Origin of the sequence: Holdemanella hominis (assembly GCF_014306155.1) — a bacterium.
GTDB lineage: Bacteria > Bacillota_I > Bacilli_A > Erysipelotrichales > Erysipelotrichaceae > Holdemanella > Holdemanella hominis.
The window spans coordinates 52,961-77,419 of the sequence record NZ_JACRWH010000002.1 but is presented as its reverse complement, the minus strand read 5'-3'; the positions used below and the strand labels follow the sequence as shown (position 1 = coordinate 77,419).

Annotated in this window: 25 protein-coding genes and 1 other annotated feature; of the genes, 20 read left to right on the top strand and 5 right to left on the bottom strand. The window is 35.9% G+C overall.

What is annotated here, in order from left to right; genetic code table 11:
* Window positions 1-35: 35 nt before the first annotated feature.
* Window positions 36-1,049 (bottom strand): 3-deoxy-7-phosphoheptulonate synthase, encoded by a 1,014-nt coding sequence (gene aroF, locus H8911_RS01115; protein ID WP_186998424.1) that lies wholly within the window; start codon window positions 1,047-1,049, stop codon window positions 36-38.
* Between the two features lie 342 nt (window positions 1,050-1,391).
* Between aroF and hpf the strand changes: the two genes are divergently transcribed.
* From hpf to ileS, 4 genes are all read left to right on the top strand, one after another.
* A complete protein-coding gene (gene hpf, locus H8911_RS01110) occupies window positions 1,392-1,925 on the top strand; it encodes a ribosome hibernation-promoting factor, HPF/YfiA family (RefSeq protein WP_186998423.1) in 534 nt (177 codons plus the stop codon).
* A 116-nt stretch (window positions 1,926-2,041) separates the two neighbouring features.
* Window positions 2,042-2,473 (top strand): cell division protein SepF, encoded by a 432-nt coding sequence (locus H8911_RS01105; RefSeq protein ID WP_117571610.1) that lies wholly within the window; start codon window positions 2,042-2,044, stop codon window positions 2,471-2,473.
* A gap of 24 nt (window positions 2,474-2,497) precedes the next feature.
* On the top strand, window positions 2,498-3,226 hold the full coding sequence (locus H8911_RS01100; RefSeq protein WP_186998422.1) for a YlmH family RNA-binding protein: 729 nt from the start codon (window positions 2,498-2,500) through the stop codon (window positions 3,224-3,226).
* Window positions 3,220-3,432, top strand: a binding site (T-box leader). It overlaps the preceding gene by 7 nt.
* Window positions 3,433-3,469: 37 nt before the next feature.
* Window positions 3,470-6,196: an isoleucine--tRNA ligase gene (gene ileS, locus H8911_RS01095; protein WP_186998421.1), complete on the top strand. Its 2,727-nt coding sequence runs from the start codon at window positions 3,470-3,472 to the stop codon at window positions 6,194-6,196.
* Window positions 6,197-6,218: 22 nt separating this feature from the next.
* Here the strand turns inward: ileS and H8911_RS01090 are convergent, their stop codons facing one another.
* Window positions 6,219-7,304, bottom strand: coding sequence for an FAD:protein FMN transferase (locus H8911_RS01090; protein WP_186998420.1), 1,086 nt, complete (start codon window positions 7,302-7,304; stop codon window positions 6,219-6,221).
* Window positions 7,305-7,440: 136 nt separating this feature from the next.
* Here H8911_RS01090 and H8911_RS01085 point away from each other — a divergent pair, with 136 nt between their 5' ends.
* The 7 genes from H8911_RS01085 to H8911_RS01055 are packed head-to-tail and all read left to right on the top strand — an operon-like array spanning window position 7,441 to window position 12,136.
* A complete protein-coding gene (locus H8911_RS01085) occupies window positions 7,441-8,733 on the top strand; it encodes an RnfC family protein (protein WP_186998419.1) in 1,293 nt (430 codons plus the stop codon).
* An 11-nt stretch (window positions 8,734-8,744) separates the two neighbouring features.
* Complete coding sequence (locus H8911_RS01080; RefSeq protein ID WP_117923865.1) at window positions 8,745-9,887, top strand: RnfABCDGE type electron transport complex subunit D; 1,143 nt, start codon at window positions 8,745-8,747, stop codon at window positions 9,885-9,887.
* The gene (locus H8911_RS01075; RefSeq protein ID WP_117923867.1) at window positions 9,884-10,393 is read left to right on the top strand and encodes an RnfABCDGE type electron transport complex subunit G; all 510 of its coding nucleotides are present in this window, start codon (window positions 9,884-9,886) and stop codon (window positions 10,391-10,393) included. Before H8911_RS01080 ends, H8911_RS01075 begins: the two co-directional genes overlap by 4 nt.
* A gap of 13 nt (window positions 10,394-10,406) precedes the next feature.
* Complete coding sequence (gene rsxE / locus H8911_RS01070) at window positions 10,407-11,066, top strand: electron transport complex subunit RsxE (protein ID WP_117571603.1); 660 nt, start codon at window positions 10,407-10,409, stop codon at window positions 11,064-11,066.
* Window position 11,067: 1 nt separating this feature from the next.
* Window positions 11,068-11,643: an electron transport complex protein RnfA gene (locus tag H8911_RS01065; RefSeq protein ID WP_117923869.1), complete on the top strand. Its 576-nt coding sequence runs from the start codon at window positions 11,068-11,070 to the stop codon at window positions 11,641-11,643.
* Complete coding sequence (locus H8911_RS01060) at window positions 11,643-11,825, top strand: hypothetical protein (protein WP_117923871.1); 183 nt, start codon at window positions 11,643-11,645, stop codon at window positions 11,823-11,825. The genes H8911_RS01065 and H8911_RS01060 overlap by 1 nt, the downstream gene beginning before the upstream one ends.
* Window positions 11,826-11,827: 2 nt before the next feature.
* Window positions 11,828-12,136 carry a (Fe-S)-binding protein gene (locus tag H8911_RS01055; protein ID WP_117923873.1) on the top strand — a complete coding sequence of 103 codons (309 nt, stop codon included), beginning with the start codon at window positions 11,828-11,830 and terminating at the stop codon, window positions 12,134-12,136.
* A gap of 28 nt (window positions 12,137-12,164) precedes the next feature.
* On the opposite strand, the gene H8911_RS01050 is transcribed toward H8911_RS01055, so the two are convergent.
* On the bottom strand, window positions 12,165-13,799 hold the full coding sequence (locus tag H8911_RS01050) for an Rqc2 family fibronectin-binding protein (protein WP_117923875.1): 1,635 nt from the start codon (window positions 13,797-13,799) through the stop codon (window positions 12,165-12,167).
* Window positions 13,800-13,904: 105 nt separating this feature from the next.
* On the opposite strand from H8911_RS01050, the gene gmk reads away from it, so the two are divergent.
* The 7 genes from gmk to rbfA all read left to right on the top strand — a co-directional run bounded on the left by gmk (window position 13,905) and on the right by rbfA (window position 19,419).
* Window positions 13,905-14,483 carry a guanylate kinase gene (gmk, locus tag H8911_RS01045; protein WP_117923877.1) on the top strand — a complete coding sequence of 193 codons (579 nt, stop codon included), beginning with the start codon at window positions 13,905-13,907 and terminating at the stop codon, window positions 14,481-14,483.
* 96 nt (window positions 14,484-14,579) lie between these two features.
* A complete protein-coding gene (rimP, locus tag H8911_RS01040; protein WP_117923879.1) occupies window positions 14,580-15,038 on the top strand; it encodes a ribosome maturation factor RimP in 459 nt (152 codons plus the stop codon).
* A gap of 10 nt (window positions 15,039-15,048) precedes the next feature.
* On the top strand, window positions 15,049-16,662 hold the full coding sequence (nusA, locus tag H8911_RS01035; RefSeq protein ID WP_222620921.1) for a transcription termination factor NusA: 1,614 nt from the start codon (window positions 15,049-15,051) through the stop codon (window positions 16,660-16,662).
* A gap of 11 nt (window positions 16,663-16,673) precedes the next feature.
* Complete coding sequence (gene rnpM, locus H8911_RS01030) at window positions 16,674-16,934, top strand: RNase P modulator RnpM (RefSeq protein WP_117571801.1); 261 nt, start codon at window positions 16,674-16,676, stop codon at window positions 16,932-16,934.
* A complete protein-coding gene (locus H8911_RS01025; RefSeq protein WP_117923883.1) occupies window positions 16,927-17,217 on the top strand; it encodes a L7Ae/L30e/S12e/Gadd45 family ribosomal protein in 291 nt (96 codons plus the stop codon). The genes rnpM and H8911_RS01025 overlap by 8 nt, the downstream gene beginning before the upstream one ends.
* An 8-nt stretch (window positions 17,218-17,225) precedes the next feature.
* The gene (infB, locus tag H8911_RS01020) at window positions 17,226-19,079 is read left to right on the top strand and encodes a translation initiation factor IF-2 (RefSeq protein WP_186998418.1); all 1,854 of its coding nucleotides are present in this window, start codon (window positions 17,226-17,228) and stop codon (window positions 19,077-19,079) included.
* Window position 19,080: 1 nt separating this feature from the next.
* Entirely contained in the window at window positions 19,081-19,419 is a 339-nt protein-coding gene (rbfA, locus tag H8911_RS01015) for a 30S ribosome-binding factor RbfA (RefSeq protein ID WP_186998417.1), read from the top strand.
* Between the two features lie 264 nt (window positions 19,420-19,683).
* On the opposite strand, the gene H8911_RS01010 is transcribed toward rbfA, so the two are convergent.
* Together H8911_RS01010 and H8911_RS01005 are read right to left on the bottom strand one after the other, a co-directional pair.
* Window positions 19,684-20,868: an acetyl-CoA C-acetyltransferase gene (locus tag H8911_RS01010; protein WP_117923889.1), complete on the bottom strand. Its 1,185-nt coding sequence runs from the start codon at window positions 20,866-20,868 to the stop codon at window positions 19,684-19,686.
* A 135-nt stretch (window positions 20,869-21,003) separates the two neighbouring features.
* Window positions 21,004-22,209, bottom strand: coding sequence for an acetyl-CoA C-acetyltransferase (locus H8911_RS01005; protein WP_186998416.1), 1,206 nt, complete (start codon window positions 22,207-22,209; stop codon window positions 21,004-21,006).
* Window positions 22,210-22,497: 288 nt separating this feature from the next.
* On the opposite strand from H8911_RS01005, the gene H8911_RS01000 reads away from it, so the two are divergent.
* Window positions 22,498-23,637 carry an acyl-CoA dehydrogenase gene (locus H8911_RS01000; protein ID WP_117571806.1) on the top strand — a complete coding sequence of 380 codons (1,140 nt, stop codon included), beginning with the start codon at window positions 22,498-22,500 and terminating at the stop codon, window positions 23,635-23,637.
* A gap of 21 nt (window positions 23,638-23,658) precedes the next feature.
* Window positions 23,659-24,453: an electron transfer flavoprotein subunit beta/FixA family protein gene (locus H8911_RS00995; protein WP_117571807.1), complete on the top strand. Its 795-nt coding sequence runs from the start codon at window positions 23,659-23,661 to the stop codon at window positions 24,451-24,453.
* Window positions 24,454-24,459 lie beyond the last annotated feature (6 nt).

Genomic DNA, 24,459 nt, shown 5'->3' with positions numbered 1-24,459 from the left:
ATTCTAACATAAAAAGAAACTGCGTGTGCAGTTTCTTATAACTCTCTTCCAATAACTTTTGCGATGGCTTTTCCTTTTTCAATAAGTTCGGCATAACGTTTTGGTTTTAAGCTTTGAGCACCATCACTCCAAGCATTTTCTGGATCGTCATGCACTTCAATGATCAATCCATCAGCACCAGCTGCAATAGCAGCAAGAGATAAGGACTCAATTAATTTATAATCACCAGCGGCATGACTTGGATCAATGATGATCGGTAAGTGTGTTCTTTCTTTAATGATTGGTACAACACTTAAATCCAATGTATTTCGTGTATAGGTTTCAAATGTACGAATACCACGTTCACAGAAAATGACGTTTGGATTTCCTTCTGACATAATGTATTCAGCAGCCATGATCCATTCTTGAATCGTAGCACTCATACCGCGCTTTAATAAAATTGGTTTTTTCGTTTTTCCTACAGCTTTTAATAAATCAAAGTTTTGCATATTACGTGCACCAATCTGAATGATATCTACGTTTTCTACGAATTCATCTAAGTGTTCTGCACTCATAAGTTCAGATACAATAGGAAGTCCTGTTTCTTCTCTAGCTTTTACCATGGACATGATTCCTGCAGTACCCATACCTTGGAATGCGTATGGACTTGTTCTAGGCTTATAAGCGCCACCCCTTAACATATCTGCACCGGCAGCTTTTACTTCTTTGGCAATACGACAGATTTGGTTTTCACCCTCAACAGAACATGGACCTGCAATCATCGCAATTTTTTTGCCGCCGATTTGAATACCATTCACATCTACAATGGTATCTTCTGGATGAAACATACGGTTGGCCAATTTATAAGGTTGAGCAACACGTTGCACGTTATAGACGATAGGGTTAGCCATAACGCTTTTTTCATCTACGATACTTGTATCTCCAACTAAACCAAAGACGTTATAGTTATCTCCTTGAATCATTGTGACTTGAAGATTCATGCCTTCGAATTTGTCAATCAATTTGTCGACATCGTGTTTGGGTGCATTTTTCTTTAAAGTAATAATCATAATAATATCCTTCTTTCCATTTGTGAGTAACAAAAAAGCATTAACAGTAAAATTGTTAATGCTTAAAAGCCCTAATTAAAATACCATTCAGTTGTGATTGGCTTAATTAGGGCTATCTAAAGTAAAAATATGTAGATTGAATGTTCATGTTAATCACCTGGCTATACTATAGCTCATTCAATGAAAATATGCAAGTTATTTTCTGAAAATAGTTACATTGTGTCTTGTCAACCTCCTTGGCAAAACTGGTTATATTTTTGTCATTTCTTGTCGAAAAATGTAAAACAAAATAAACGTGCTATAATCTAAGTAGCAATACAAATCATATAGGAGGTACATAATATGAAAGTCAATATTGTAGGAAAAAACATCACAGTAACTCAGGGAATCTCAGATAAGATCCATAAAAAATTGGATGTTTTAACAAAGTACTTCATTATCAGAGAGGATGATGTAGCGAATGTCTTGGTTCGTACATATCCAACAAAACAAAAAATTGAAGTTACAATCCCAACACGTTATGCGATTCTACGTGCCGAGGTTGTAGATGACGATTTATATGCAGCTATTGATCGTGCTGTAGATAAATTGGAAGATCAAATTCGTAGAACAAAAACACGTTTAACACGTAAAAATAAAGAATCACTTGCGGAAGCTTTCTTAGATCATGAATTATTTAATGATGAAGATGTAGATGATGACGAAGTAGTTCGTACTAAATCTATCGTTCCAAAGGAAATGAGCTTAGATGAAGCCATCATGAAAATGGAATTATTAGGACACGATTTCTTCATTTATACAGATGATGAAACAAATAAGATTGCCGTTTGCTACAAACGTCATGATGGTGGCTATGGCTTGATTGAAACAGAATAAACGCGTGAAAGACATGTCAAAATGGCATGTCTTTTGTTCTGAAAGAAAAAAAAGAATATAAGTTTGAATAAGTTATTCTTTGTGCTATAATTATGTTCGTTAAGGAGGTTTTTCCCATGGGATTTATGGATAAAGTAAAAGACTTCGTTGCTCCAATCGAAGAAGATGATGATTATCAAGAAGCACCACAAGCTGAAAAGGTAGAAGAAGTAGAACCTCAAAGTCGTTATGAGAGACCAAAAACTCGTACGAACGCAACTTCTTTGAATTCAAATACAAAAATGGTATTGTTTGAACCAAGAAGCTTTGGAGAAGCTGAAGAAGTAGGACAACGCTTAAAAGAAGGTCGTGCTGTAGTAGTTAACTTACACAAGCTAGATCGTGATTATGCACAACGTACAATTGATTTCTTAACAGGTGTTGTTTATGCGCTTGATGGAAAAATTCAGAAAATCGGTCAAAACGTAATTTTATGTTCTCCAGCTGAAATTGGTGTACAAGGAACTATTTCATTAGGAAGTCCAGACGACTTCGAAGATGAAGACTAATAATTACTTTTAATGAGCTCATTTATGGTAGGTCATGAGGTGTTTATTTCGCAGATGAAAGATCAAATTCGTATCTTTCAAAAACAAAATAGGCCGATCATGACCTATTTTTTATCGATTTCTGAACAGAACATTCTTCAAAGCATGGTGCCCAAAAATATATGTCTTGTTTTTGATGGTGGGTACGAGAATGCAGAAAGAAAGATCGCATGTTTTATACCTGAAGGGTATGAGGGCTTTAGTGATTGCGTTTGTCTACATGCCACATACAATTCAAAATTTAAAACATTAACCCACTCCGATCTTTTAGGATGTTTAATGCACTCTGGCATTGAAAGAAGTGTTATTGGGGATTTGATTGTGCAAAAAGAGAATCTATATATCTTTTGTAAAGAAAAGATTTCAAAATATATCATTGACAATTGTACGCAGATTGGTAAGTGTACAGTTCATTTTGAAGAGTGTTTAGACTATATCATTACGGAAAATAACAAAAAAGAAATACATGTTATGTGCAGCAGTTTACGTTTAGATAGTGTAGTTGCGCAATTGTCACATTGTTCTAGAAGTGAAGCGTTAAAAAAGATTCATGCAGGATTTGTGAAAGTTAATGATGTGGTACTTGAACAAAATTTACAATTGTGCAATAATGATTTCGTGTCAATCAGAAAGACAGGTCGATTCCAGTTTAAAGAAGTGGTTTCTACCACAAAAAAGGGTAGACTTGTTTTGAACTTTGATCAATATATTTAGCTAAGATAAAGACACGCCTTTATTCGTTAGGATTGTAGAGAGCAATGAGTTTTGGTGAAACATTGTATGAATAAGAATTAAGGTATCCCTTTTGAGCTGATCTTATGAAATGATAGTAGTTTGATCCGGTTGAGCCGTTATCTCATGAAAGTGCATAGTGAAAACTATGAATTAAGGTGGTACCGCGTGTTTATTACGTCCTTTTATAAGGACGTTTTTTTTATTTGGAAAAGGAGATAAAGTATGGACTACAAAGAAACACTTCATATGCCTAAAACGGCATTTGAAATGCGTGGAAATTTGACTAAAAAAGAGCCTGGTTTCCAAAAACGCTGGCAAGATGAAAAATTGTATGAAAAGATGTTAGAAAGAAGAAAAGGAGCAGAATCATTTGTATTACATGATGGTCCTCCTTACGCAAATGGTGACATCCACTTAGGACATGCCTTAAATAAGGTGTTAAAAGATGTCATTGTAAAATCTCACTTTATGGAAGGATACAACACACCATATATTCCAGGATGGGATACACATGGTTTACCAATTGAAACCGCTGTGACTAAATTGGGGTATGACCGTAAGAAAATGGGAATTGCTGAATTTAGAAAAATCTGTTACGACTATGCTTTAAAACAAGTAGCCAATCAAAAAGCAGGATTCTTAAGCCTAGGATCGATTGGAGATTATGATCATCCATATATCACTCTTCAAAAGGGTTTTGAAAAACACCAGATCGAAATCTTTGGAAAGATGGCCATGAAAGGTTTAATCTACAAAGGATTAAAACCAGTATATTGGTCACCAAGTAGTGAATCAGCTTTAGCGGAGGCAGAAGTTGAATATAAAGATGTAAAGAGCCCAACTATTTATGTTAAATTTGCTGTTAAAGACGGAAAAGGTGTATTGGAAACAGACTGCAACTTTGTGATTTGGACAACAACACCTTGGACAATTCCTGCAAACTTAGGAATTAGTGTAAATCCTGATTTTGACTATTCATTAGTGGATACAGAAAAGGGAAAATTGATTATGCTTTCAAGCATGGTTGAAGAATTATGTGATAAGTTTGAAGTTGAAAAACGTGATGTTTTAAAGACTTTCAAAGGAAAAGAATTCGAATACATTACATGTACACACCCATTGTATCCAGAAAGAGAAAGTTTATTGATGTGCGGAGATCACGTAACAGCTGATGCTGGTACTGGATGTGTTCATACAGCACCTGGATTTGGTGTGGATGACTTTAACATTGGTATGAAATATGGTTTACCAGTATATTGTAACGTTGATGCACAAGGATGCATGATGGATGATGTTGGTGAATGGCTTGCCGGCCAATATGTGGAAGATGCCAACAAGACAGTTACTCAAAAATTAGATGAATTGGGTGTATTATTAAAACTTCAATTCATTACCCACTCTTATCCACATGACTGGCGAACTAAAAAGCCTATTATTTTCCGTGCTACAACACAATGGTTTGCGTCAATTGATCAAATTCGTGATGAACTGTTAGAACAAATTCACTCTGTATCTTGGGTACCTGCTTGGGGTGAACAACGTATGCACAATATGATTGCTGATCGTAATGACTGGTGTATTTCTCGTCAACGTGCTTGGGGTGTTCCAATTCCTATTATTTATGGAGAAGACGATACTCCAATTATGGATCAAGCTATTTTTGATCATGTAGCCAAGTTAGTTAGTGAATATGGATCAAACGTTTGGTTTGAAAGAGACGTTAAAGATTTATTACCAGAAGGGTATACAAATGAACATTCACCAAATGGTATCTTCCGTAAAGAAACAGATACTATGGATGTTTGGTTTGACTCAGGATCAAGTCATACAGGCGCTATGATGGATCGTGGTTTGGGCTATCCTGCTGACTTATATTTTGAAGGAAGTGACCAATATCGTGGTTGGTTCAACTCTAGTTTGATTGTTGGTACTGCCGTTCATGGTAAAGCTCCATACAAACAAGTTTTATCACATGGTTTCGTTATGGACGAAAAGGGAGTTAAGATGTCTAAATCACAATGGAATGCCGTAGCTCCTAGTGAAATCACAAAGAAATATGGTGCAGATATCTTACGTTTATGGGCTTGTAGCGTAGATTATCAAGCGGATGTTTCAATGGGTCAAAAGATTTTGAAACAAGTCAGTGAAAACTATCGTAAAGTACGTAATACATTGCGTTTCTTAATGGCAAACTTAGATGATCAAAAATTTACTGCCAAAGATTGTGTAAGCTTCAATGAATTAAGTGAATTGGATCAATATATTTTAACTGAATTAAAAGATGCTGTAGATTTCTGTAGAAAAGCTTATAATGAATATCGTTTCTCCGATGTTGTTACATATTTGACAAACTTAATGACAAATGAATTATCCGCTTACTACTTAGATTACACGAAGGACATTCTTTATATTGAAAAAGAAGATGCACCAGTTCGTCGTCAAGTTCAAACTGTACTTTATAATGCTGTTGAAGTGATGACTAAATTGTGGGCTCCAATCTTGGCTCATACTTGTGAAGAAGTCAATGACTACATGCACTTTGATGCCGAAAGTATTCACTTAACGACATTCAAAGATCTAGAATTGGATTTTGATGTTGAAAAGATCAAAGTGGATATGGAAGAATTATTTAAAGTTCGTAAGGATGTCTTCAAAGCATTAGAAAATGCACGTGCTGAAGGTTTAATTGGTAAATCATTAGAAGCACATGTCGTATTACATGTAAGTGATGCACAAAAAGAAATTATGGATCGTGTATTAAGTAATGTAGCACAATGGTTTATTGTATCTAAAGTCACATTCACAACGGATGAATTAGAACAATTTGAAGTTTGTCAGGTACAAGTAGAAAAGGCTACAGGTCATGTATGTCCTCGTTGCTGGAACTATACTGAATCTGATAATGAAGATGGATTGTGTGATCGTTGTAACCACGTATTACATGATTAATATGTAAATGAAAAGAGTAACTCTAATCGACAAGAGTTACTCTGTTTTTTATTTTATCAGTTGTGATGATTTTATAATCTTTTGTTTCTAAATCCGATGAAACATCACTATCTTTATCTACGATCCATATGGCTTGTACATCATAATCCAGTGTGGATAAATATTTCTTTCCATCTTCAACACTCATACAGAACAACGTTGTACTTAAGGCGTCGGCCTTGCCTGAATCTTTTGTGATGACGGTTACACTTCGAACATAGTTTGCAGGATAACCGGTTTTAGGATCAATGATATGGGAATATTTTTTATTCTTATATGTAAAATATCTTTGGTAATCTCCACTTGTAACTAAACAAGTGGCTTTTTTTGTTGAATATTGAACTAGGGCATCACTTGCATCTGGACTTTGAATACCAATCTTCCAATTTGTGCCATCTTCTTTTTCGCCAAGTAAGACAACATTACCTCCCGCATTGATATATCCATTGGTTAGGCCAGCTTTATTTAATGCTTCTTTGGCAAGTTGAGCGGTATATCCTTTGGCAATGGCACCAAGATCGATGGATAGTTTTGGATCTAAATAAGATACTTCATGACCAGATATTTGAATTTTATCTAAGTCAATATGATTTAAAGCTTCTTGAATCTTGTCATCACTTGGAGGGATTTGCGTGTTTTCTCTAGCCTCATGCCATAGATTTAAAAGTGCACCTTGGCTGATATCAAATTGTGAGTTTTCAGACTGCATCTGCATGGCTAGTTTTAAACAATCTATAAAGGTTTCATCCATTTGAATCGGATGATTATAAGCTTCATGATTTAATGTATATAGGTTATTCATATTTTTATAGGCGTGGTACTGGTCAAAGCGTTTATTGTTTTCTTTAAATGTCTTTCTTATAATCTTTGTATACTTGGCAAAATCGGCTTGTGAACATGAGCAATTTAGAGTGATGGGCGTGTCAAAGCCAATATCTGTTAATGTAACATTTAGGTTTTCTGTTGTTTCATTACCTTTATTTTGAACAAAGAATATAACGGAACTAATAAAGATTAGAAAGCATACGGATATTACCAGCCAGGATAGAATGGATTTATTTTTTTGCATAAAAGTATTATAAAATGTTTTCCATTTAATGTAAATGTAAGTACTTACCTGAATTATGGGAAATTGTCAAAAAATTCTTGAACTTGTGAAAAAAAAGGCCTATGATTAAAAAGTATAAATGGGAGGTAGGATTTATATGTCACTATTTTTAGGACCAATGAGACAGCATATCCGTGGTAAAAAAGAATTGACAGAAAAGTCTGAATTATTACATCTTATGCCTAAAAAGGAAGTCTATATTCCTTTGGTTGCAGGCCGTACTTTAGACTTTGATATTCTTGTCGAAGAGGGTGATACTGTATCGGTTGGAACAAAACTGGCTGAAACAAAGTCAGGTTTTTATGTGCCAATTTATTCAAGTGTTTCTGGAACTTACAAAGGAATTGTTAAGCGTATGCACAATTCTTTGCGTCCACAAAATCACATGGTGATTGAATGCAATTTTAAACAAACGAAAGTTCAATCTTTTGCGCCATTAGACTGGCAAAGTGCTACTCGCCAAGAGTGTGTTGATTTTGTAAAGAATGCAGGTATTGTTGGTTTAGGTGGAGCTGGTTTCCCAACCTATGTAAAATATATGAAACCAGATGGAGTTGATTATGTTTTGATCAATGCCGTTGAATGTGAACCATACATCACAGCCGATTACCGATCTGTCATGGATGATGCCAAAGATTTAGTTACAGGTGCAAAAATCATGAAGAAAATGGCTGAAGCCAAAATGGTTTACATTTGCATCAAAGAATCTCACCCAGATTTAATTGAAAAAGTAAAATCTGTATTGACAGATGCGGCTGGAGTTGAGGTTCGTCCAGTCCCTGATGTGTATCCAATGGGTTGGGAACGTGTTTTAGTGCGTGAAGTATTACATAAAGAATATGGTGGATTACCTGCAGAAGCGGGTGCTATCATTGGAAATGCTTCAAGTGCCATCGCGATTGCGAAAGCCTTTGAAAAAGGAGAAGCCATCACACAAAAGAATCTAACGGTTAGTGGTGAATGCGTAAAAGATCCTCATAACGTATGTGTACCAGTTGGTATGCCTGTTAGTGAAATCATCGAAGCTTGTGGTGGATATACACAAGATACTGTCCGCTTGATTTCAGGTGGACCTATGATGGGTAAAACCATTGTCAATGATATGTTCGTCGTTGATCGTGCTATGAATGCATTAACTGTACTTCCAGCTGCAAACGATGATGCGATCGCATGTTTACGTTGTGGTAAATGTAGTGATCATTGTCCAAGTGGTTTACAGCCAGTAAGAATTACAGCTGCATTAAAAGCCAATGACGTTGACGAAATGTCAAAACGTGGCGTTATGAGTTGTATCGAATGTGGAATGTGTACATATATTTGTCCATCTCATATCGATGTAACTGAAAATGTTCGTAAGGCAAAACGTATTGTTATGCTTAAGAAAAAGTAGGGAGGATTCAAATGAAATTTACTTTTCATGTAAGTCCAAGCATTAAGAATAACTTGTCAACACAACGTATCATGAAAGAATTATCTTTAAGTTTACTTGTTGTGTTTGCAGCAGCCGTTATTTACTATGCCTCTGCATGGGGAGCTAGTGCTGCTTTACATTGTGTTCTTTTATTAGCTTGTTCTTTAATTACTACATTCGTTTGCGAATCCATTTTCGCAAAGATTATGAAGAAAGATGTTAAAACTTTCTTAAAGAGCTCATTTGGATGGGTAACAGCTATCATTTTAACTTTAATGGTACCTGTGAATATGTCTTGTTATGCAGTTATTATTGCGACAGTATTCGCAATTGTACTTGCGAAATTATTATTTGGTGGTTTTGGACAAAACATCTTTAACCCTGCAGCTGTAGGACGTGCTGTGATTCTACAAGCTTTTACAGGTGTGAGTGTAGGCCTAATTTCACAAGCAACACCAACAACAGTGATTGCGAGCACATACCATTGGTTACCAAGCAATGCAACTGTATTGGATTCATTCTTGTCTCAATATGGAGGCTTTGCAGGTCTAGCTTTAGGTACATATCCTGGATCTATTGGTGAAACATTCTCAATCTTGATTTTGATTATTGGTGTAGTACTTGCGGTTCGTCAAATTATTGATTGGAGAGTTCCCGTTGTTTATTTAGGAACAATCTTTGTATTAACAGCCGTTGTAGCGGCTATTACAGGCATTGATTCATACCATGGAATTCCAGCTGTTATTTGGTATCCATTATTACACTTATTAACAGGTGGTGTTATTTTTGGTGCTGTATTTATGTTGACAGATCCAGTCACTAGTCCAACAAGTGCAAGTGGTCGTGTTGTATTTGCGATGGGTGCAGCAATTTTAACAACTTTAGTTCGTTTAAAAGCAAATCTTCCAGAAGGATGCTTATATTCCATCTTATTGATGAATATGTTTACACCTTGGATCGAATCTTATTTCGATGGAAAACAATTGGAATTGGTAAAAAAATCAAGAATTGTTTGTGCATGTCTAGCTTTGATTGGTTTAGCTATAAGCTTCTATGCAGCTAGTTCCATTCAAAAGGTAGATGCTGTTCCTGAAACTGCAGCTGTTGTTGAAACAGTGGAGGTAACACTATGAACAAGATCGTACATTTAGGTTTATTCTTGGCTATTGTTTCAGCCGTTGCAGGTGGTGCCTTGGCATTTGCGAATCAAATGACTGCCCCTGTTATTGCTGCAAATAATGAAAAACAAGAAAAAGAATCATTATTAGCTATGTATCCAGATGCGAACGCAAATGATTTTAAAGTGGTCGATGCAACATTGGATTCTAATACAGTTCAAAAGGTTTATGAATATAAAAACGTTTATATCTTTAACATGAGTGTAAGTGGATATAAAGAAGGAACAGTATTCTTAGTTTCTATTGATAAAGACAGTAAGAAAATCGACAAATACAATGCCATCAGCAATGGAGATACTAAGGGCTTAGGTTCGAAAGTAACAGAAGCTCCATTTAAGAAATCTCTAGAAGGAAAAAATGCGACTGGTGAATTGGATACAATTTCTGGTGCGACTGTTTCTTCTGGTCCTGTTGTTAGTGGTATTCATGAAGCGGCAAAACTTGTCGATACATTAAAGTAAGGAGGTTATCTAGATGAATCGTTTTGAAAACTTTAAAGCGGGTTTAATAAAAGATAACCCAGTATTCTCATTGTTCTTAGGAATTTGTTCAACACTAGCCATCACTACAACTGTAAACAATGCGATTGGTATGGGTGTTAGTGTTATTATCGTATTAATCATGTCCAACGTGATTATTTCATGTGTTCGTAAAATTACGCCAGATGAAATTCGTATTCCCGTTTATATTGTCATCATCGCCACATTGGTAAAAATCATTCAAATGTTGATTCAAGCCTATGCGCCAAGTTTAAATACAAGTTTAGGTGTATTCATTCCGTTGATTGTAGTTAACTGTATCATCTTGGGGCGTGCAGAAGCTTTCGCAAGTAAAAACGGTGTTTTAGATTCAGCTCTTGATGGTTTAGGAATGGGTCTAGGATATACTCTAGCAGTATTAGCGATGTCATTTATTCGTGAATTGATTTCAACAGGTGGAATCAAAGTGGTAAATCCATTTAACGAAGCGCAAGTTTGGTTAAACTTACACATTATTCCCGAAGACTTCACAGTGAGTATCTTTGGATCTAGTGTTGGAGCCTTCATTACATTTGCGGTTTTAGCCGCTGCTGTTGGTGCTTATAAACAACATGTAACAGCAAAAGAAGAGGCTGCAGCGAAGGAGGAAAAGTAAGATGGGTGAATTAATGGCACTTTTAGTAACGAGTGTTTTAGTTAACAACGTTATCTTAACTCAATTCTTAGGTATGTGCCCATTCATGGGTGTTTCTAAAAAGAAAAGCTCAGCAATCGGTATGGGTGTTGCCGTTGTCTTCGTTATCGTTGTTGCAGCACTTGTTACATATGCACTTTATTATTTAGTACTTGTACCTTTACAACTTGAATTTATGGATTTGATTACATTTATCTTGGTAATCGCTTCTTTAGTTCAATTAACAGAAATGTTCATTAAAAAGACAAGTCCAGCACTTTATAAATCATTAGGTGTTTACTTACCATTGATTACGACAAACTGTGTTGTTTTAAATGTATGTTTAGTAAATATTTCTAGTAGTTATAATTTTGCACAAATGTTAGTATACTCAATCGGTACTCCATTAGGATTTGCCCTTGTATTATTCATTTTCTCTACAATTCGTGAAAGACTAGAACAAAGTGAAGTTCCAAATGCCTTTGTTGGGAATCCAATCGCATTGATTGTGGCTGCCATCATGGCTATGGCTTTCTCTTGCTTTACAGGAATTGTATAATGAAATACTTATTGGCAATATTGTTCTTTGGCGCATTAGTCGCTATCTATATTGTTTTGTACTTAATGAATAAAAAAACACCCAAACCTGAAGGGTGTGAAGATTTAAAAGCGGATTGTGATGGATGTAAGGATTATGCCTGTACAAACAATCCAGCTCACAATCAAGTGAAGGGAGAATAAATATGGTAATCGTAGCCGTAATTATGATGCTTGTACTTGGTGCAGTACTTGGCTTAGGTTTAGGTGTTGCCGACAAATATTTAAAAGTAGAAGCAGATGTACGTGTAGAAAAAGTAACATCATTACTACCTGGATATAACTGTGGAGGTTGTGGATTCCCTGGATGTAGTGGTATGGCTGAAGCCTTGGTAACAGGTGATATGGATCATATCGCATGTAAGCCTTGTAAAGCGGAGAAGCGTCAAGAAATCATTGATTACTTGAAAAACACACCGGGTCCTGATGGTTCTACAGTCGAAGTAAAAGGATAAAAGAAAGAGATGGAATTTTCCATCTCTTTTACTTTATTTGATGATTTTTAATGATTTCTAATAAATGATTTTCATCTGGGTCAATATAAATGGTCTTATTGGATTTCATTGTCACAAAACCAATCTTAGATCCAGGTACCTTTTTAATTTGTGAGATCAAACAATAATCTACGGGTACGGAACTTGAATCTTTACCTTTTGAGTAATACGCGGCTAACATTGCGCATAATCGAATTTGTGGTTCGGTAAAGTCTTCACTCTTTAATAGTACGTGCGAACCGTGATAGTCTTTCACATGGAACCATAAATCGTTCTTTCTAGAGACTTGGTGTGTCACATAGTTATTTTGAATGTTATTTTTACCTACATAGATTTCACAATCATCAAATTCTAAATGAAGGACATTTGGCTTATTGTTCTTCTTTTTACGTTTATTGTCCTTTTTAGGCATCAATACACGTTGTTTAACAAGTTCCTCTCGAATTTCCCCAGCATCAAAGACACTGCAGTATTGAAGCTGTTCTTCGAGTTGTGTATAGTATTCAATATCTTGTTTACATTGTTCAATTTGTTCTTCTAAGATCACTAAACTACGTTTCATCTTATGATATTTCTGATAATATTTATTCGCATTTGTTTTTAGATCGTAACGCATATCAATTGGAATTGTTACATCTTCATTGGTTTCAAAAGAAGGTAATACAATTGTTTTTTCTTTTTGAATCTGGTACATATACGCAAAGATCAAATCACCATATTCTTGATATTTATGATAGTCTTTTCCATCTTCTAAGGCTTGTTCTAGCTTTGGAAGCTTTTTTGTTTGTTTCAATTTTTCCTTTTCTACAGTACGAATAATATCGCCATATTGTTCTTTGATCCGCTTTTTTTGTTCATCTTCTTCATATAAATGATTTAGCCCTTCCATGATCGTATAGGTATTTGGTTGTTCATTTAAATGTTTGAGTTCAATACAATGAAAATCTTTTTGATAGATATATAAAGTGTTAGAAGTAATAAGTTCATTTAATATATTGATGTATTTTTCGTTGTTTTTTATGCGATACATAAATTCATTGGATAGTAATGGTGAAAAGCCATAGATCTGTTTAACAAGACTTTGATCTAAATCGATATCTTGGATCTCAAACGGATTTTTCTTTTCCGGTTGAGCAGGAGCTACATACTTTGCGCCTGGATGGATGAATCGTTTGGCATTTTCATATACGGGAATCCGTTTTAATGCATCTACAATTACATCATCTTTGACTAAGATCATATTGGCGTATTTCCCCATAAGTTCGATATTTAGATCGTATTTCACAAGGTCTTGAAATTCATTGCGACAAGATAAGTGTAAACATAAAATGCGGTCATAGCCAACTTGTTCAAAAGATTCGACAATGGCTTGTGAGCAGAGCTTTCTTAAGACCATTACAAAGTTGGATGGTTCTGGTTGAATGCCAGGAATAAAGTTTGCAATATATACACGGTTTGTGTTGGAATGTACATTAATGACAAGCTTTTGGTTTCCTTCATTTCGTGTGTGTAGATGAATCAATATTTCTTCATCGCTGATATTTTGTATTTTACCAATTTTACATGGGGTATATGCGTTTAATTTTTCTTGAATATTGTATAAAAATAATCCGTCAATAGCCATAGTGGACCTCCTTAGTCTGATAAGAATTATAACATAGTTAAATTAAATTTGACACACATGGTTTGGACTTGTAAAATGGATGAAAAGAGGGAGAGCAAGATTGTCATGCAAAGAGGTCTATTAATCATTTTGAGCGGTCCTAGTGGTGTTGGTAAAGGGACAATTCGAAAATATTTTGAAACAGATGAACGCCTAAATTTAGCGTATTCCACATCAATGACAACACGTAAACCACGTGCTGGAGAAGTGGATGGAAGAGATTATTTCTTCTCAACACGTGAAGATTTTGAAAAAGCCATTCAAGAAGGTGGACTTTTAGAGTGGGCCGAGTTTGTCGGAAACTATTATGGAACACCTTTAAAGGAAGTCAATCGCTTGCGCGATGAAGGAAAGAATGTCTTATTGGAAATTGAAGTGCAGGGAGCGATTCAAGTCCAGGAAAAGTGTCCGGATGCGATTTCTATCTTTATTATTCCACCTTCAATGGAGGAATTGGAAAGACGTATTCGTGGTCGTAGCACTGAGCCTGAAGAAATCATTCAACAACGTCTTGCCAAGGCTAGCAACGAAATGAAAATGGTATCACAATACAAATATATTGTATGCAATGATGATCCAAAGCTTGCAGCTGAGCTAATCAAGACGATTATTCTTCGTCATGTTGAGCTTGAAGAAAACAAATAGTTGCAAAAAAAGCTTTTTTGTGCTATAAATAAATTGTATAGAAATTCAAGGAGTGGGTTGTACCACTCCTTATATTTTGCTACTAAGGAGAAATGTATGGACAATCTTAAAGAATGGATTGAAGAAGTTCTTAATGACAATGGATGCCATTTGTATGAATTAGAATGGATTACAAATCAAGGTACACCATTATTAAGAGTTTCGGTTGAAAAAGAAGACGGTACAATGGATTTGGATACTTGTGCAACTTGCTCAGATGCGATTGGCACAATGCTTGATGAAAAAGACTGGTATGCCAAAGAATACATGCTTGAAGTTTGTTCGCCAGGAGCGGAAAGAGAGCTTCGTACGGATGAAGAAATTCAAAGAGCAGTTGGCAAATATGTTTTTGTCAAAATGAAAGATCCAAAACAAGGCTTAGATCAAGTCATCGGTGATCTAATTGAAGCTACAGAAAATGATGTAACGATTTCATATCGTGATAAAACAAGAACTAAGAAGATCACTATTGAAAAGAGTAACATTCAGCTGATTATGACGGCTGTAAAGGTATAGGAGAAAAAAGATGAAACCAAAAATTAAAGTTGCAGATTTAGCAAAAGCTCTACAGGGCATTGAAACAGATCGTCAATTAACGAAAGAAATTGTTGAAGATGCTTTAAAAGAAGCTTTGACAAAGGCTTACCGCAAACACATCGAAATTCCAGATGCTTATGTTCGTGTGGATGTTGAGGATGGAACGATTCACATTTATCACGAGCGTATGGCTGTTGAAGAAGTGGAAGATGATGAATTAGAAATCGAACTGGAAGAAGCTCAAAAAGAAAATCCAAACATTCAATTAGGTGATATGGTTGGAGAAGAAGTAGATTTTACGGATTTTGATCGTGCGGCTGTTGTACTTGCCAAAAACGTAATGAAACAAAAGATTCGTGAAGCTGAAAAAGCATTGGTTTACGAAGAATATTGTGACAAAGTCGATGAAATGGTTTTAGGAACGATTGAAACAGTTGAAGAAAAATTCGTCATTGTAAATATTGGTAAAACATTTGCGATGATGAAAAAATCAGCTCAGATTCCAACAGAACATTATAAGGAAGGCGACAACATATTAGTTGTGATTACTGAAGTCAACAAAGAAACAAAGGGTGCTCAAGTTTTAGTGTCTCGTGCAACTCCAGTATTTGTTCGTCGTTTATTCGAACGTGAAGTTCCAGAAATCTACAATGGAATTATTGAAATTAAAGCCATTGCTCGTGATCCTGGTGAAAGATGTAAGATTGCCGTTTATTCACACAATGAAAACATCGACCCAATTGGAGCATGTATTGGTCCTCGTGGAAGTCGTGTACAGACAATTATTGAAGAATTGAACGGTGAAAAAATCGATATCTTCGAATGGTCTGACAACATTAGTGAGTTAATTGCGAATGCATTAAGCCCTAGTGTGGGTGTTGCGGTGATTCCAAATGAAAATGTAAAAGACGGATTGATTGTTGTTGTTCCAGATAATCAATTATCATTGGCAATTGGTAAGCGTGGTAAAAATGCGCGTTTGGCTGTAAAATTAACAAATCACAAGATCGATATCAAATCGGAAAGCGAAATGCAGGAATTGGGTATTGATTACATGGCTATTAGTGCGAAAATGCAAGAAGAGTATGAAGAAAAGAAAGCCAAAGAACGTGCTTATAAGCAACAACAGAAGATTGAAGAATTAAAGTCAAATGAAGCAGATATTGAAAACATCGATGTAGCTGATTTTACTTATGAAGATGAAGAAGTGGATGCTGTTGAAGAACATTCTCAAGATACATTATTTGAAAAAGAAAATACAGTTGAAGAAAAAGAAGTCGATGAAATGGAAGAATTGGCTCGTATTGCGAAACAAAATCGTAAAGAAAAGACAGCTGCCGATGTAAAGGAATATACTTCTAAGTTTGAATCTATGGCAGATGCTTCAAATAAACAAGAAGAGCCTCAAGTTTCTAAACCTAAAAAAGAAAAGGTTGAAGAAGAAAAGAAACCAGTTGAAGTAAAAAAATTCAACTATGAAGATATGAAACCAATCTATTCGGATGAAGAGTTAGCAGAAATCGAAGAACAGGAATATGAAGATGAAAATGCCTGGGACGATGATGTTGACTACGAAGAATATGATGAATACTATGATGACTAGGAGTTTGTTTAATGCGTAAGATTCCAATGCGAAAATGTGTCGTAACACAAGAACGTTTCCCAAAAAAGGATTTGATTCGTGTGGTACGTACACCTGAACAAACAATTGAGATCGATTTGACAGGTAAAAAGAATGGGCATGGGGCTTATATTTCTAAAAGCTTAGAAACGTTGGCTCTTGCCAAAAAGAATAAGGCTTTACAAAGGGCTTTAGAAACTGAAATTCCTGATGAAGTATATCAGGAATTAGAAGCAATCATTACCAATGAATAAAGTTACGAATTTGATACAGCTAGCTTATCGTGCTGGTAAAGTAGCAAAGGGTGATTCTTTACTTGTTAGTATTCAAAAATCTCAAGCAAAACTTGTACTTGTATCTTCTTTATGCGGACAAAACCGTATGAAGAAGATTCAGGATAAATGCACATATTACAATGTGCCGTATATAGTGGTAGAACCATCTGTATTAGATGATGTTTCTTATAAAAAGATGAGTGCTATTGCGATTGTAGATAATGGCTTTGCCAAAGCGATTATCGAAAAGATGAAAGGTTAGGTGATTCGATGGCTTATAACAACAACAATAAAAACAAAAAGAAACCAAATCGAAAAGGGCATAAGAGTTCGTATCAGTCTAATGCACCTAAAAAGGAAGAAGTAGTAAAGGAAATCACATATAGTGATGCGATTACTGTAGGTCAGTTAGCACAATTGCTTCACAAAAATAGTTCTGAAATCATTAAATTCTTATTTATGATGGGAAATATGTCAACAATCAATACAGTATTGTCAGATGAGGATATTGAATTGATCTGTATGAACTTCAATGTGGAAGTACATAAAGAGGTTGTTGTTGACGAAGATGATATTGAAGAACAACTTCAAAATGTGGAAGAAGATGAATCAAAACTAGTGTCTCGTCCTCCTGTTGTCACAATCATGGGTCACGTTGACCATGGTAAAACAACATTATTGGATACAATTCGTAAAGCGAATGTTACAGAAGGAGAATTTGGTGGTATTACACAGCACATTGGTGCGTACCAAGTATCCTTAAAGGGAAGAAAGGTAACATTCTTAGATACTCCAGGTCACGAAGCATTTACAGCTATGCGTGCTCGTGGTGCTGAAGTAACTGATATCGTTATTATCGTTGTTGCAGCAGATGATGGTGTCATGCCTCAGACAAAAGAAGCAGTAGACCATGCTAAAGCAGCGGGTGTTCCAATTGTAGTTGCGGTAAATAAAATTGATAAGCCAGGCGCAAATCCAGATCGTATCATGTCTGAAATGAGTGAACTAGGAATTATGCCTGAAGAATGGGGTGGAGATACAATCTTTACTCAAGTTTCTGCTAAAAAGGGAACAGGTGTTCCAGAATTGTTGGAAACAATGTTGTTAGTGGCAGATATGCAAGAATTAAAAGCAAATCCAGATACAAATGCTTCTGGTACAGTAATTGAAGCCAAGTTGGATAAAGGTCGTGGACCAGTTGCGACATTATTAGTTCAGCGTGGTACATTACAAACGGGAGATAGTGTTGTAGTTGGTACTAGTTATGGTCGTGTTCGTAAAATGACAAACGATCGTGGTATGGAAATCAAACATGCTGAACCAAGTTGTCCAGTTGAAATCATTGGTTTAAATGAAGTTCCTAGAGCTGGTGATGTATTCATGTCTTATGATAGCTATAAGAAGGCTGCTGAAATCGCGGGTCATCGTTTGGATAAACAAATTGAAAAAGAACGTAATTCATCAAGTGCTATGTCTTTAGAAGATTTGGCTAAGAAAATTGATGAGGGTGATGTTCAAGAAATCAATGTCTTGATCAAAGCCGATGTTCAAGGTTCTGCGGAAGCTTTAAAGGCAAGTATGGAAAAGCTAGAAGTTGATGGAAATGTTCGTATCAATGTCATCCGTTCAACTGTAGGTACTATTACAGAATCAGATATCTTATTGGCAAGTGCTTCAAATGCGATTATTTATGGATTCAACATTCGTCCTAGTGCAGCTATTCGTAAAAAAGCCGAAGAAGAAGGCGTGGAAATCCGTTTACACAACATCATCTATAAGGCTCTTGAAGAATTACAGGCTGCTATGAAGGGTATGCTTGCACCAGTATATGAAGAAGTTGTCATTGGTCAGGCGGATGTTCGTCAGATCTATAAGGTAAGTAAGATTGGTACAATTGCCGGATGTATGGTTATGGATGGTAAGATGAAACGTGACTGTAAAGTTCGTTTGATTCGTGAAGGTATTGTTATCTATACAGGAAAACTTGGATCATTACGTCGTTTCGACAATGATGTTAAGGAAGTTATAAATGGTTACGAATGTGGTATGACAATCGAAAACTTTAATGATATTAAAGTGGGAGATATTATAGAAGGCTTCGAAGATCAGGAAGTGGAAGAATAGTATGTCATTAAAAACAGAACGTATGGAAATGACAATTCAAAGAGAGATTTCACATATTCTTCAATTTGAATTGAAAAATCCAAATTTAGGTTTTTGTACGATAACGGATGTACAGTGTACAAATGATTTATCACAAGCCAAAGTCTATGTTACATTCCTTGGGAAACAAGGTCGTAACGATGCAGGTATGCGTGTTTTAAATCAATCAAAAGGTTTTATTCGTTCTCAAGTTGCAAAAAAAATTAAGATTCGTAAGATGCCAGAATTGATCTTTATTCAAGATACAAGTCTTGAACAGGGAAATAAGATTGAAAACATCTTAAAGGAAATCGAAAAATAGAGAAGACTTAACGGTCTTCTCTTTTATTTTGACTTGATAGTATAAAGAAACAAATGCCTAAGGGTATGTAGGTGATGTTCTTTGACAACAGGTAGGTAATAATAAATGCAATGCCTGCGATAATAAATAGTATTTGATGTAGATTATATTTCATAGTTACTCCTTCATATAGATTATAGCAGTAAAATTGTTAAAACAATGAAAAAAGAGATTCAGTTTTGTCTGAATCTCTTTTTAGGAGTAGTTAGTTATTATTGATTTAAATTAGTCACGTTCTACGATAGTCGCACAACCCATACCACCACCGATGCAAAGTGTAGCTAAACCTTTCTTAGCATCACGTTTTTGCATTTCGTGAAGTAAAGTAACTAGGATACGGCATCCACTAGCTCCAACAGGGTGTCCTAATGCAACGGCGCCACCGTTAACGTTAACTTTGCTCATATCGAATCCTAAGTCTCTAGCAACAGCAACTGATTGTGCAGCGAAAGCTTCGTTTGCTTCGATTAAGTCCATATCATCAACTGTTAATCCAGTTCTTTCCATAACTTTACGAGTGGCAGCAACCGGTCCAATACCCATTACTTCTGGTTCAACACCAGCTAATGCACCTTGTACCCAAGTAGCCATTGGTGTAACACCTAATTCTTTAGCTTTTTCTTCGCTCATAACAACGATTGCAGCAGCACCATCATTGATTCCTGAAGCATTACCAGCAGTTACCATTCCACCTTCTTTACCAGAGCAGCAACGTAATTTAGATAATGATTCAGCAGTTGTTCCTGGACGAGGTCCTTCATCCACTTTAAATTCAACGATATCTTTTTTAACTTTAACTGGAACTGGTACGATTTCATCATCGAATTTGTGTTCAGCCATTGCTTTTTCAGCTTTTTGTTGAGAGTTAGCTGAGAATTCATCTAATTCTTCACGAGTTAAATTCCAACGATCACAGATGTTTTCTGCAGTGATCATCATGTGGTAGTGGTTGAATGCGTCTGTTAATGCATCATTTACCATTGTATCAACGATAGTAGCGTTGTTCATACGGTAACCGAAACGTGCTTTAGTCATAGCATATGGTGCCATTGACATGTTTTCCATACCACCAGCAACAACGATATCAGCTTGACCAGCCATGATCATTGCAGCAGCTTGGTTAACACAGTTCAAACCAGATCCACAAACAACGTTTAATGTTACGGCAGGAACTTCAATTGGTAGACCAGCTTTGATACTAGCTTGACGAGCAACGTTTTGTCCTTGAGCAGCTTGGATAACGCATCCCATTAATACTTCGTCAACTTGTTCAGGTTTAACACCTGCACGGTTCAATGCTTCTTTAATAACAATAGAACCTAATTCAGCAGCTGGAGTGTTACTTAAAGCTCCACCCATTTTACCAATAGCAGTACGACATGCACCTGCTAAAACTACTTTTTTTGTCATATTAATATTCCTCCATGTAAGACTATTAGTCATTTACCTTTTAAACTTTAACATAGTGAATGATGAAAATCAATCACAAATTAAAAAATTCACAAGTGAATTTAAAGAAATAAGGAGAACACGTCTCCTTATTGATTAATCGCACATTTTTACGATAACAGCGGCACCTTGTCCTCCACCAATACATAGGGAAGCAAGACCAATTTTTGATTTACGTTTTTGCATTTCGTATAACAATGAAACTAAGATACGGTTTCCACTAGCACCTACTGGGTGACCTAAAGCAATGGCTCCACCATTTACGTTTGTCTTAGCTAAGAATGCTTCACGATCCATACCTGTAGCTTCTTCTAATTCGTGGATAACACCTAATGATTGAGCAGCAAATGCTTCATTCAATTCAACTAAGTCAAGATCTTCAATCTTTAGATCTGCATATTTTAATGCATTTAAGATAGCTGGAGTAGGACCTAATCCCATAACTCGTGGATCAACTCCACCTTGTCCAAATCCGATAACTTCAGCAATTGGTGTTAAGTTATATTTCTTAACAGCGTCTTCACTAGCAACGATTGTAAATGAAGCACCATCATTGATACCAGAAGCATTACCTGCAGTTACAGTTCCATCTGCGTTGAAGGCTGGACGTAATTTAGCTAATTTTTCTAAGCTTGTTTTACGAGGGTGTTCGTCTGTATCGAATATTACTTCACCTTTACGAGTTTTATAAGTAATAGGAACAATTTCGTCTTTAAATTTACCTGCAGCAATAGCAGCTAAAGCTTTTTCTTGAGAAGCAAATGCAAATTCATCTTGTGCTTCACGTGAAATGTTGTATTTTTTAGCAATGTTATCTGCAGTACATCCCATGTGAATTCCATACATTGCATCTGTTAAACCATCATGTAACATAGCATCCACTAATTTTTGGTCTCCCATTTTAGTTCCTGTACGGTTTTTGTAGCTCAACATGAATGGAGCACGTGTCATAGATTCAACACCACCAGCAACATATAAGTCACCAAAGTTAGCTTGAATACGAAGTGTAGCTTCCATAACGGCTTTCAAACCTGAACCACATAACATATTGATAGATTGTGCACATACTTCAACAGGAATACCTGCATCGAATGCAACGTGACGAGCAATGTTTTGTCCTAAACCTGCAGCGATTACGTTACCAATAATAACTTCATCCAAGTTTGCTGGATCAATGTTTGCTTGTTTAATAGTTTCTTTTAAAACTGTAGCCCCAACAGTTGCTAAATCAACATCTGTTAGACTTCCTAAAAAAGTACCAATTGCACTACGTTTCGCAGCAACAATATAAGCTTTTCTCATTTGTATACCTACTTTCTACTCTGAATCGAGATTTACTTTACATGCTTAGTCTAGTCCTTAAAATAGGGGATGTCAACCACTTGTTTATATTTTCACATGTTAAAAATACTTTATATATATTAATAAGAATATGTGTTTAAAACAATTTGTTAAAATATTAACAAAATCATTGACGACACTCAAAAAAGTATGTAGAATATGACTGTGTGAAAAGTTTAACATACTTTCTCATGCTATCGATGTCCTAATTCGAATAGTTCAAGAAAACTGGAAAGGAGAACTTCATTTATGGATTTCAATTTAACAGAACAACAATTAATGATGCAAAAGTTGTTCAGAGAAGTTGCGCAAAACGAAGTAAAAGAAAACGCAGCGGATGTTGACGAAAACGAAAGATTCCCTAAGGAATCTGTAGAAGTGATGCGTCAAGCTAAGATGCTTGGTATTCCTTATTCTCGCGAATATGGAGGAGCTGGCGCAGATTATTTATGCTACATTTTAGCAATTGAAGAATTGTCTAAAACATGTGCAACAAGTGGTGTAGTTTTATCAGCTCACACTTCATTAGGTACTTGGCCAATTGCTCAATTTGGTACTGAAGAACAAAAACAAAGATTCTTAACTGATCTATGTACAGGTAAGAAATTAGCTGCCTTTGGTTTAACTGAACCAAATGCCGGTACAGATGCTGCTGGACAACAAACAACAGCTGTATTAGATGGTGACGAATATGTTATCAATGGTACAAAAATCTTCATTACAAATGCTGGAGAAGCTGATGTATATGTAATTTTTGCCATGACAGACAAAACAAAGGGAACTCGTGGAATTTCTGCTTTCATTCTTGAAAAAGGAACTCCAGGATTCACATTCGGTCTTCACGAAAAGAAATTAGGTATTCGTGGATCTGCTACATGTGAATTAATTTTCAATAATGTACGTATTCCAAAAGAAAACTTATTAGGAAAAGAAGGTATGGGATTCAAGATTGCCATGCAGACACTTGATGGTGGACGTATTGGTATCGCTGCTCAAGCATTAGGAATTGCTCAAGGTGCTATCGACGAAGCAGTTGCTTATGTAAAACAACGTAAACAATTTGGTCGTCCAATCGCTAAATTCCAAAACACTCAATTCCAATTAGCTGATATGCAAACAAAAACTGATGCAGCTCGTTGGTTAGTATACTCTGCAGCTACTGCTAAACAAGAAGGTCGTCCTTATACTCAATTAGCAGCTGAAGCAAAATTATTCGCTGCTGAAACAGCAATGGAAGTTACAACTAAGGCTATCCAATTGTTAGGTGGATACGGATATACTCGTGACTTACCAGTAGAAAGAATGTTTAGAGATGCTAAGATTACAGAAATCTACGAAGGTACTTCAGAAGTACAACGTATGGTTATCTCTGGCGCTATGTTGAAGTAAGAAAGGAATTGGTGTTGAAAAATGAAAATCGTTGTTTTAGAAAAACAAGTTCCGGATTCAACTGAAATTACAGTTGATAAAAAAACGGGTGCGTTAATTCGTGACGGTGTTCCTGCAATCACAAACCCTGATGATTTAGCTGGTTTGGAAGCTGCATTGGAATTAAAAGATAAAAACCCTGACACTGAAGTTGTCGTAATGACAATGGGATTACCTAAAGCTGCTGAAATGTTAAAAGAAGGCGTTGCTATGGGTGCTGACAAAGGTGTTTTATTAACAGACCGTGTATTAGGTGGGTCTGATACATGTGCTACAAGTATTGCTTTAGCTGCTGCTTTGAAAAAAGTAGGATTCGACTTAGTTATCGCTGGTCGTCAAGCTATCGATGGTGATACTGCTCAGGTAGGACCTCAAACTGCTGAACGTTTGGATATTCCTCAAATTACTTACGTAGATGAAATCTTAGAAGTAAAAGAAGATTCAATCACAGTAAAACGTTCATTAGAAGATGTTGAACAAATCGTAACTGCTAAGTTGCCATGTGTTATCACAACATTATCCGGAATGAACAAACCTCGTTACATGCAATGTGATAATATCGTTGACTTGTGTAAAGAAGACAAGATTGAAGTTTTAACAAATGCTGAGTTAGGAATTGATCCTGAAACAGTTGGTTTCAAAGGTTCTCCTACATCAGTTAAAACTACTTTCACAAAAGACGTTACTGATAAAACAGAAGTATTCACATTGTCTGAGCAGGAAACTGCAGATATGATTGCTAAGACTTTGAAAGAAAAGCAAATCATTACAAAGTAGGGAGGA

Coding starts and splice junctions, on each gene's coding strand:
- aroF (WP_186998424.1), bottom strand. CDS start 1,049: ATGATTATTACTTTAAAGAAAAATGCACCCAAACACGATGTCGACAAA.
- hpf (WP_186998423.1), top strand. CDS start 1,392: ATGAAAGTCAATATTGTAGGAAAAAACATCACAGTAACTCAGGGAATC.
- H8911_RS01105 (WP_117571610.1), top strand. CDS start 2,042: ATGGGATTTATGGATAAAGTAAAAGACTTCGTTGCTCCAATCGAAGAA.
- H8911_RS01100 (WP_186998422.1), top strand. CDS start 2,498: ATGGTAGGTCATGAGGTGTTTATTTCGCAGATGAAAGATCAAATTCGT.
- ileS (WP_186998421.1), top strand. CDS start 3,470: ATGGACTACAAAGAAACACTTCATATGCCTAAAACGGCATTTGAAATG.
- H8911_RS01090 (WP_186998420.1), bottom strand. CDS start 7,304: ATGCAAAAAAATAAATCCATTCTATCCTGGCTGGTAATATCCGTATGC.
- H8911_RS01085 (WP_186998419.1), top strand. CDS start 7,441: ATGTCACTATTTTTAGGACCAATGAGACAGCATATCCGTGGTAAAAAA.
- H8911_RS01080 (WP_117923865.1), top strand. CDS start 8,745: ATGAAATTTACTTTTCATGTAAGTCCAAGCATTAAGAATAACTTGTCA.
- H8911_RS01075 (WP_117923867.1), top strand. CDS start 9,884: ATGAACAAGATCGTACATTTAGGTTTATTCTTGGCTATTGTTTCAGCC.
- rsxE (WP_117571603.1), top strand. CDS start 10,407: ATGAATCGTTTTGAAAACTTTAAAGCGGGTTTAATAAAAGATAACCCA.
- H8911_RS01065 (WP_117923869.1), top strand. CDS start 11,068: ATGGGTGAATTAATGGCACTTTTAGTAACGAGTGTTTTAGTTAACAAC.
- H8911_RS01060 (WP_117923871.1), top strand. CDS start 11,643: ATGAAATACTTATTGGCAATATTGTTCTTTGGCGCATTAGTCGCTATC.
- H8911_RS01055 (WP_117923873.1), top strand. CDS start 11,828: ATGGTAATCGTAGCCGTAATTATGATGCTTGTACTTGGTGCAGTACTT.
- H8911_RS01050 (WP_117923875.1), bottom strand. CDS start 13,799: ATGGCTATTGACGGATTATTTTTATACAATATTCAAGAAAAATTAAAC.
- gmk (WP_117923877.1), top strand. CDS start 13,905: ATGCAAAGAGGTCTATTAATCATTTTGAGCGGTCCTAGTGGTGTTGGT.
- rimP (WP_117923879.1), top strand. CDS start 14,580: ATGGACAATCTTAAAGAATGGATTGAAGAAGTTCTTAATGACAATGGA.
- nusA (WP_222620921.1), top strand. CDS start 15,049: ATGAAACCAAAAATTAAAGTTGCAGATTTAGCAAAAGCTCTACAGGGC.
- rnpM (WP_117571801.1), top strand. CDS start 16,674: ATGCGTAAGATTCCAATGCGAAAATGTGTCGTAACACAAGAACGTTTC.
- H8911_RS01025 (WP_117923883.1), top strand. CDS start 16,927: ATGAATAAAGTTACGAATTTGATACAGCTAGCTTATCGTGCTGGTAAA.
- infB (WP_186998418.1), top strand. CDS start 17,226: ATGGCTTATAACAACAACAATAAAAACAAAAAGAAACCAAATCGAAAA.
- rbfA (WP_186998417.1), top strand. CDS start 19,081: ATGTCATTAAAAACAGAACGTATGGAAATGACAATTCAAAGAGAGATT.
- H8911_RS01010 (WP_117923889.1), bottom strand. CDS start 20,868: ATGACAAAAAAAGTAGTTTTAGCAGGTGCATGTCGTACTGCTATTGGT.
- H8911_RS01005 (WP_186998416.1), bottom strand. CDS start 22,209: ATGAGAAAAGCTTATATTGTTGCTGCGAAACGTAGTGCAATTGGTACT.
- H8911_RS01000 (WP_117571806.1), top strand. CDS start 22,498: ATGGATTTCAATTTAACAGAACAACAATTAATGATGCAAAAGTTGTTC.
- H8911_RS00995 (WP_117571807.1), top strand. CDS start 23,659: ATGAAAATCGTTGTTTTAGAAAAACAAGTTCCGGATTCAACTGAAATT.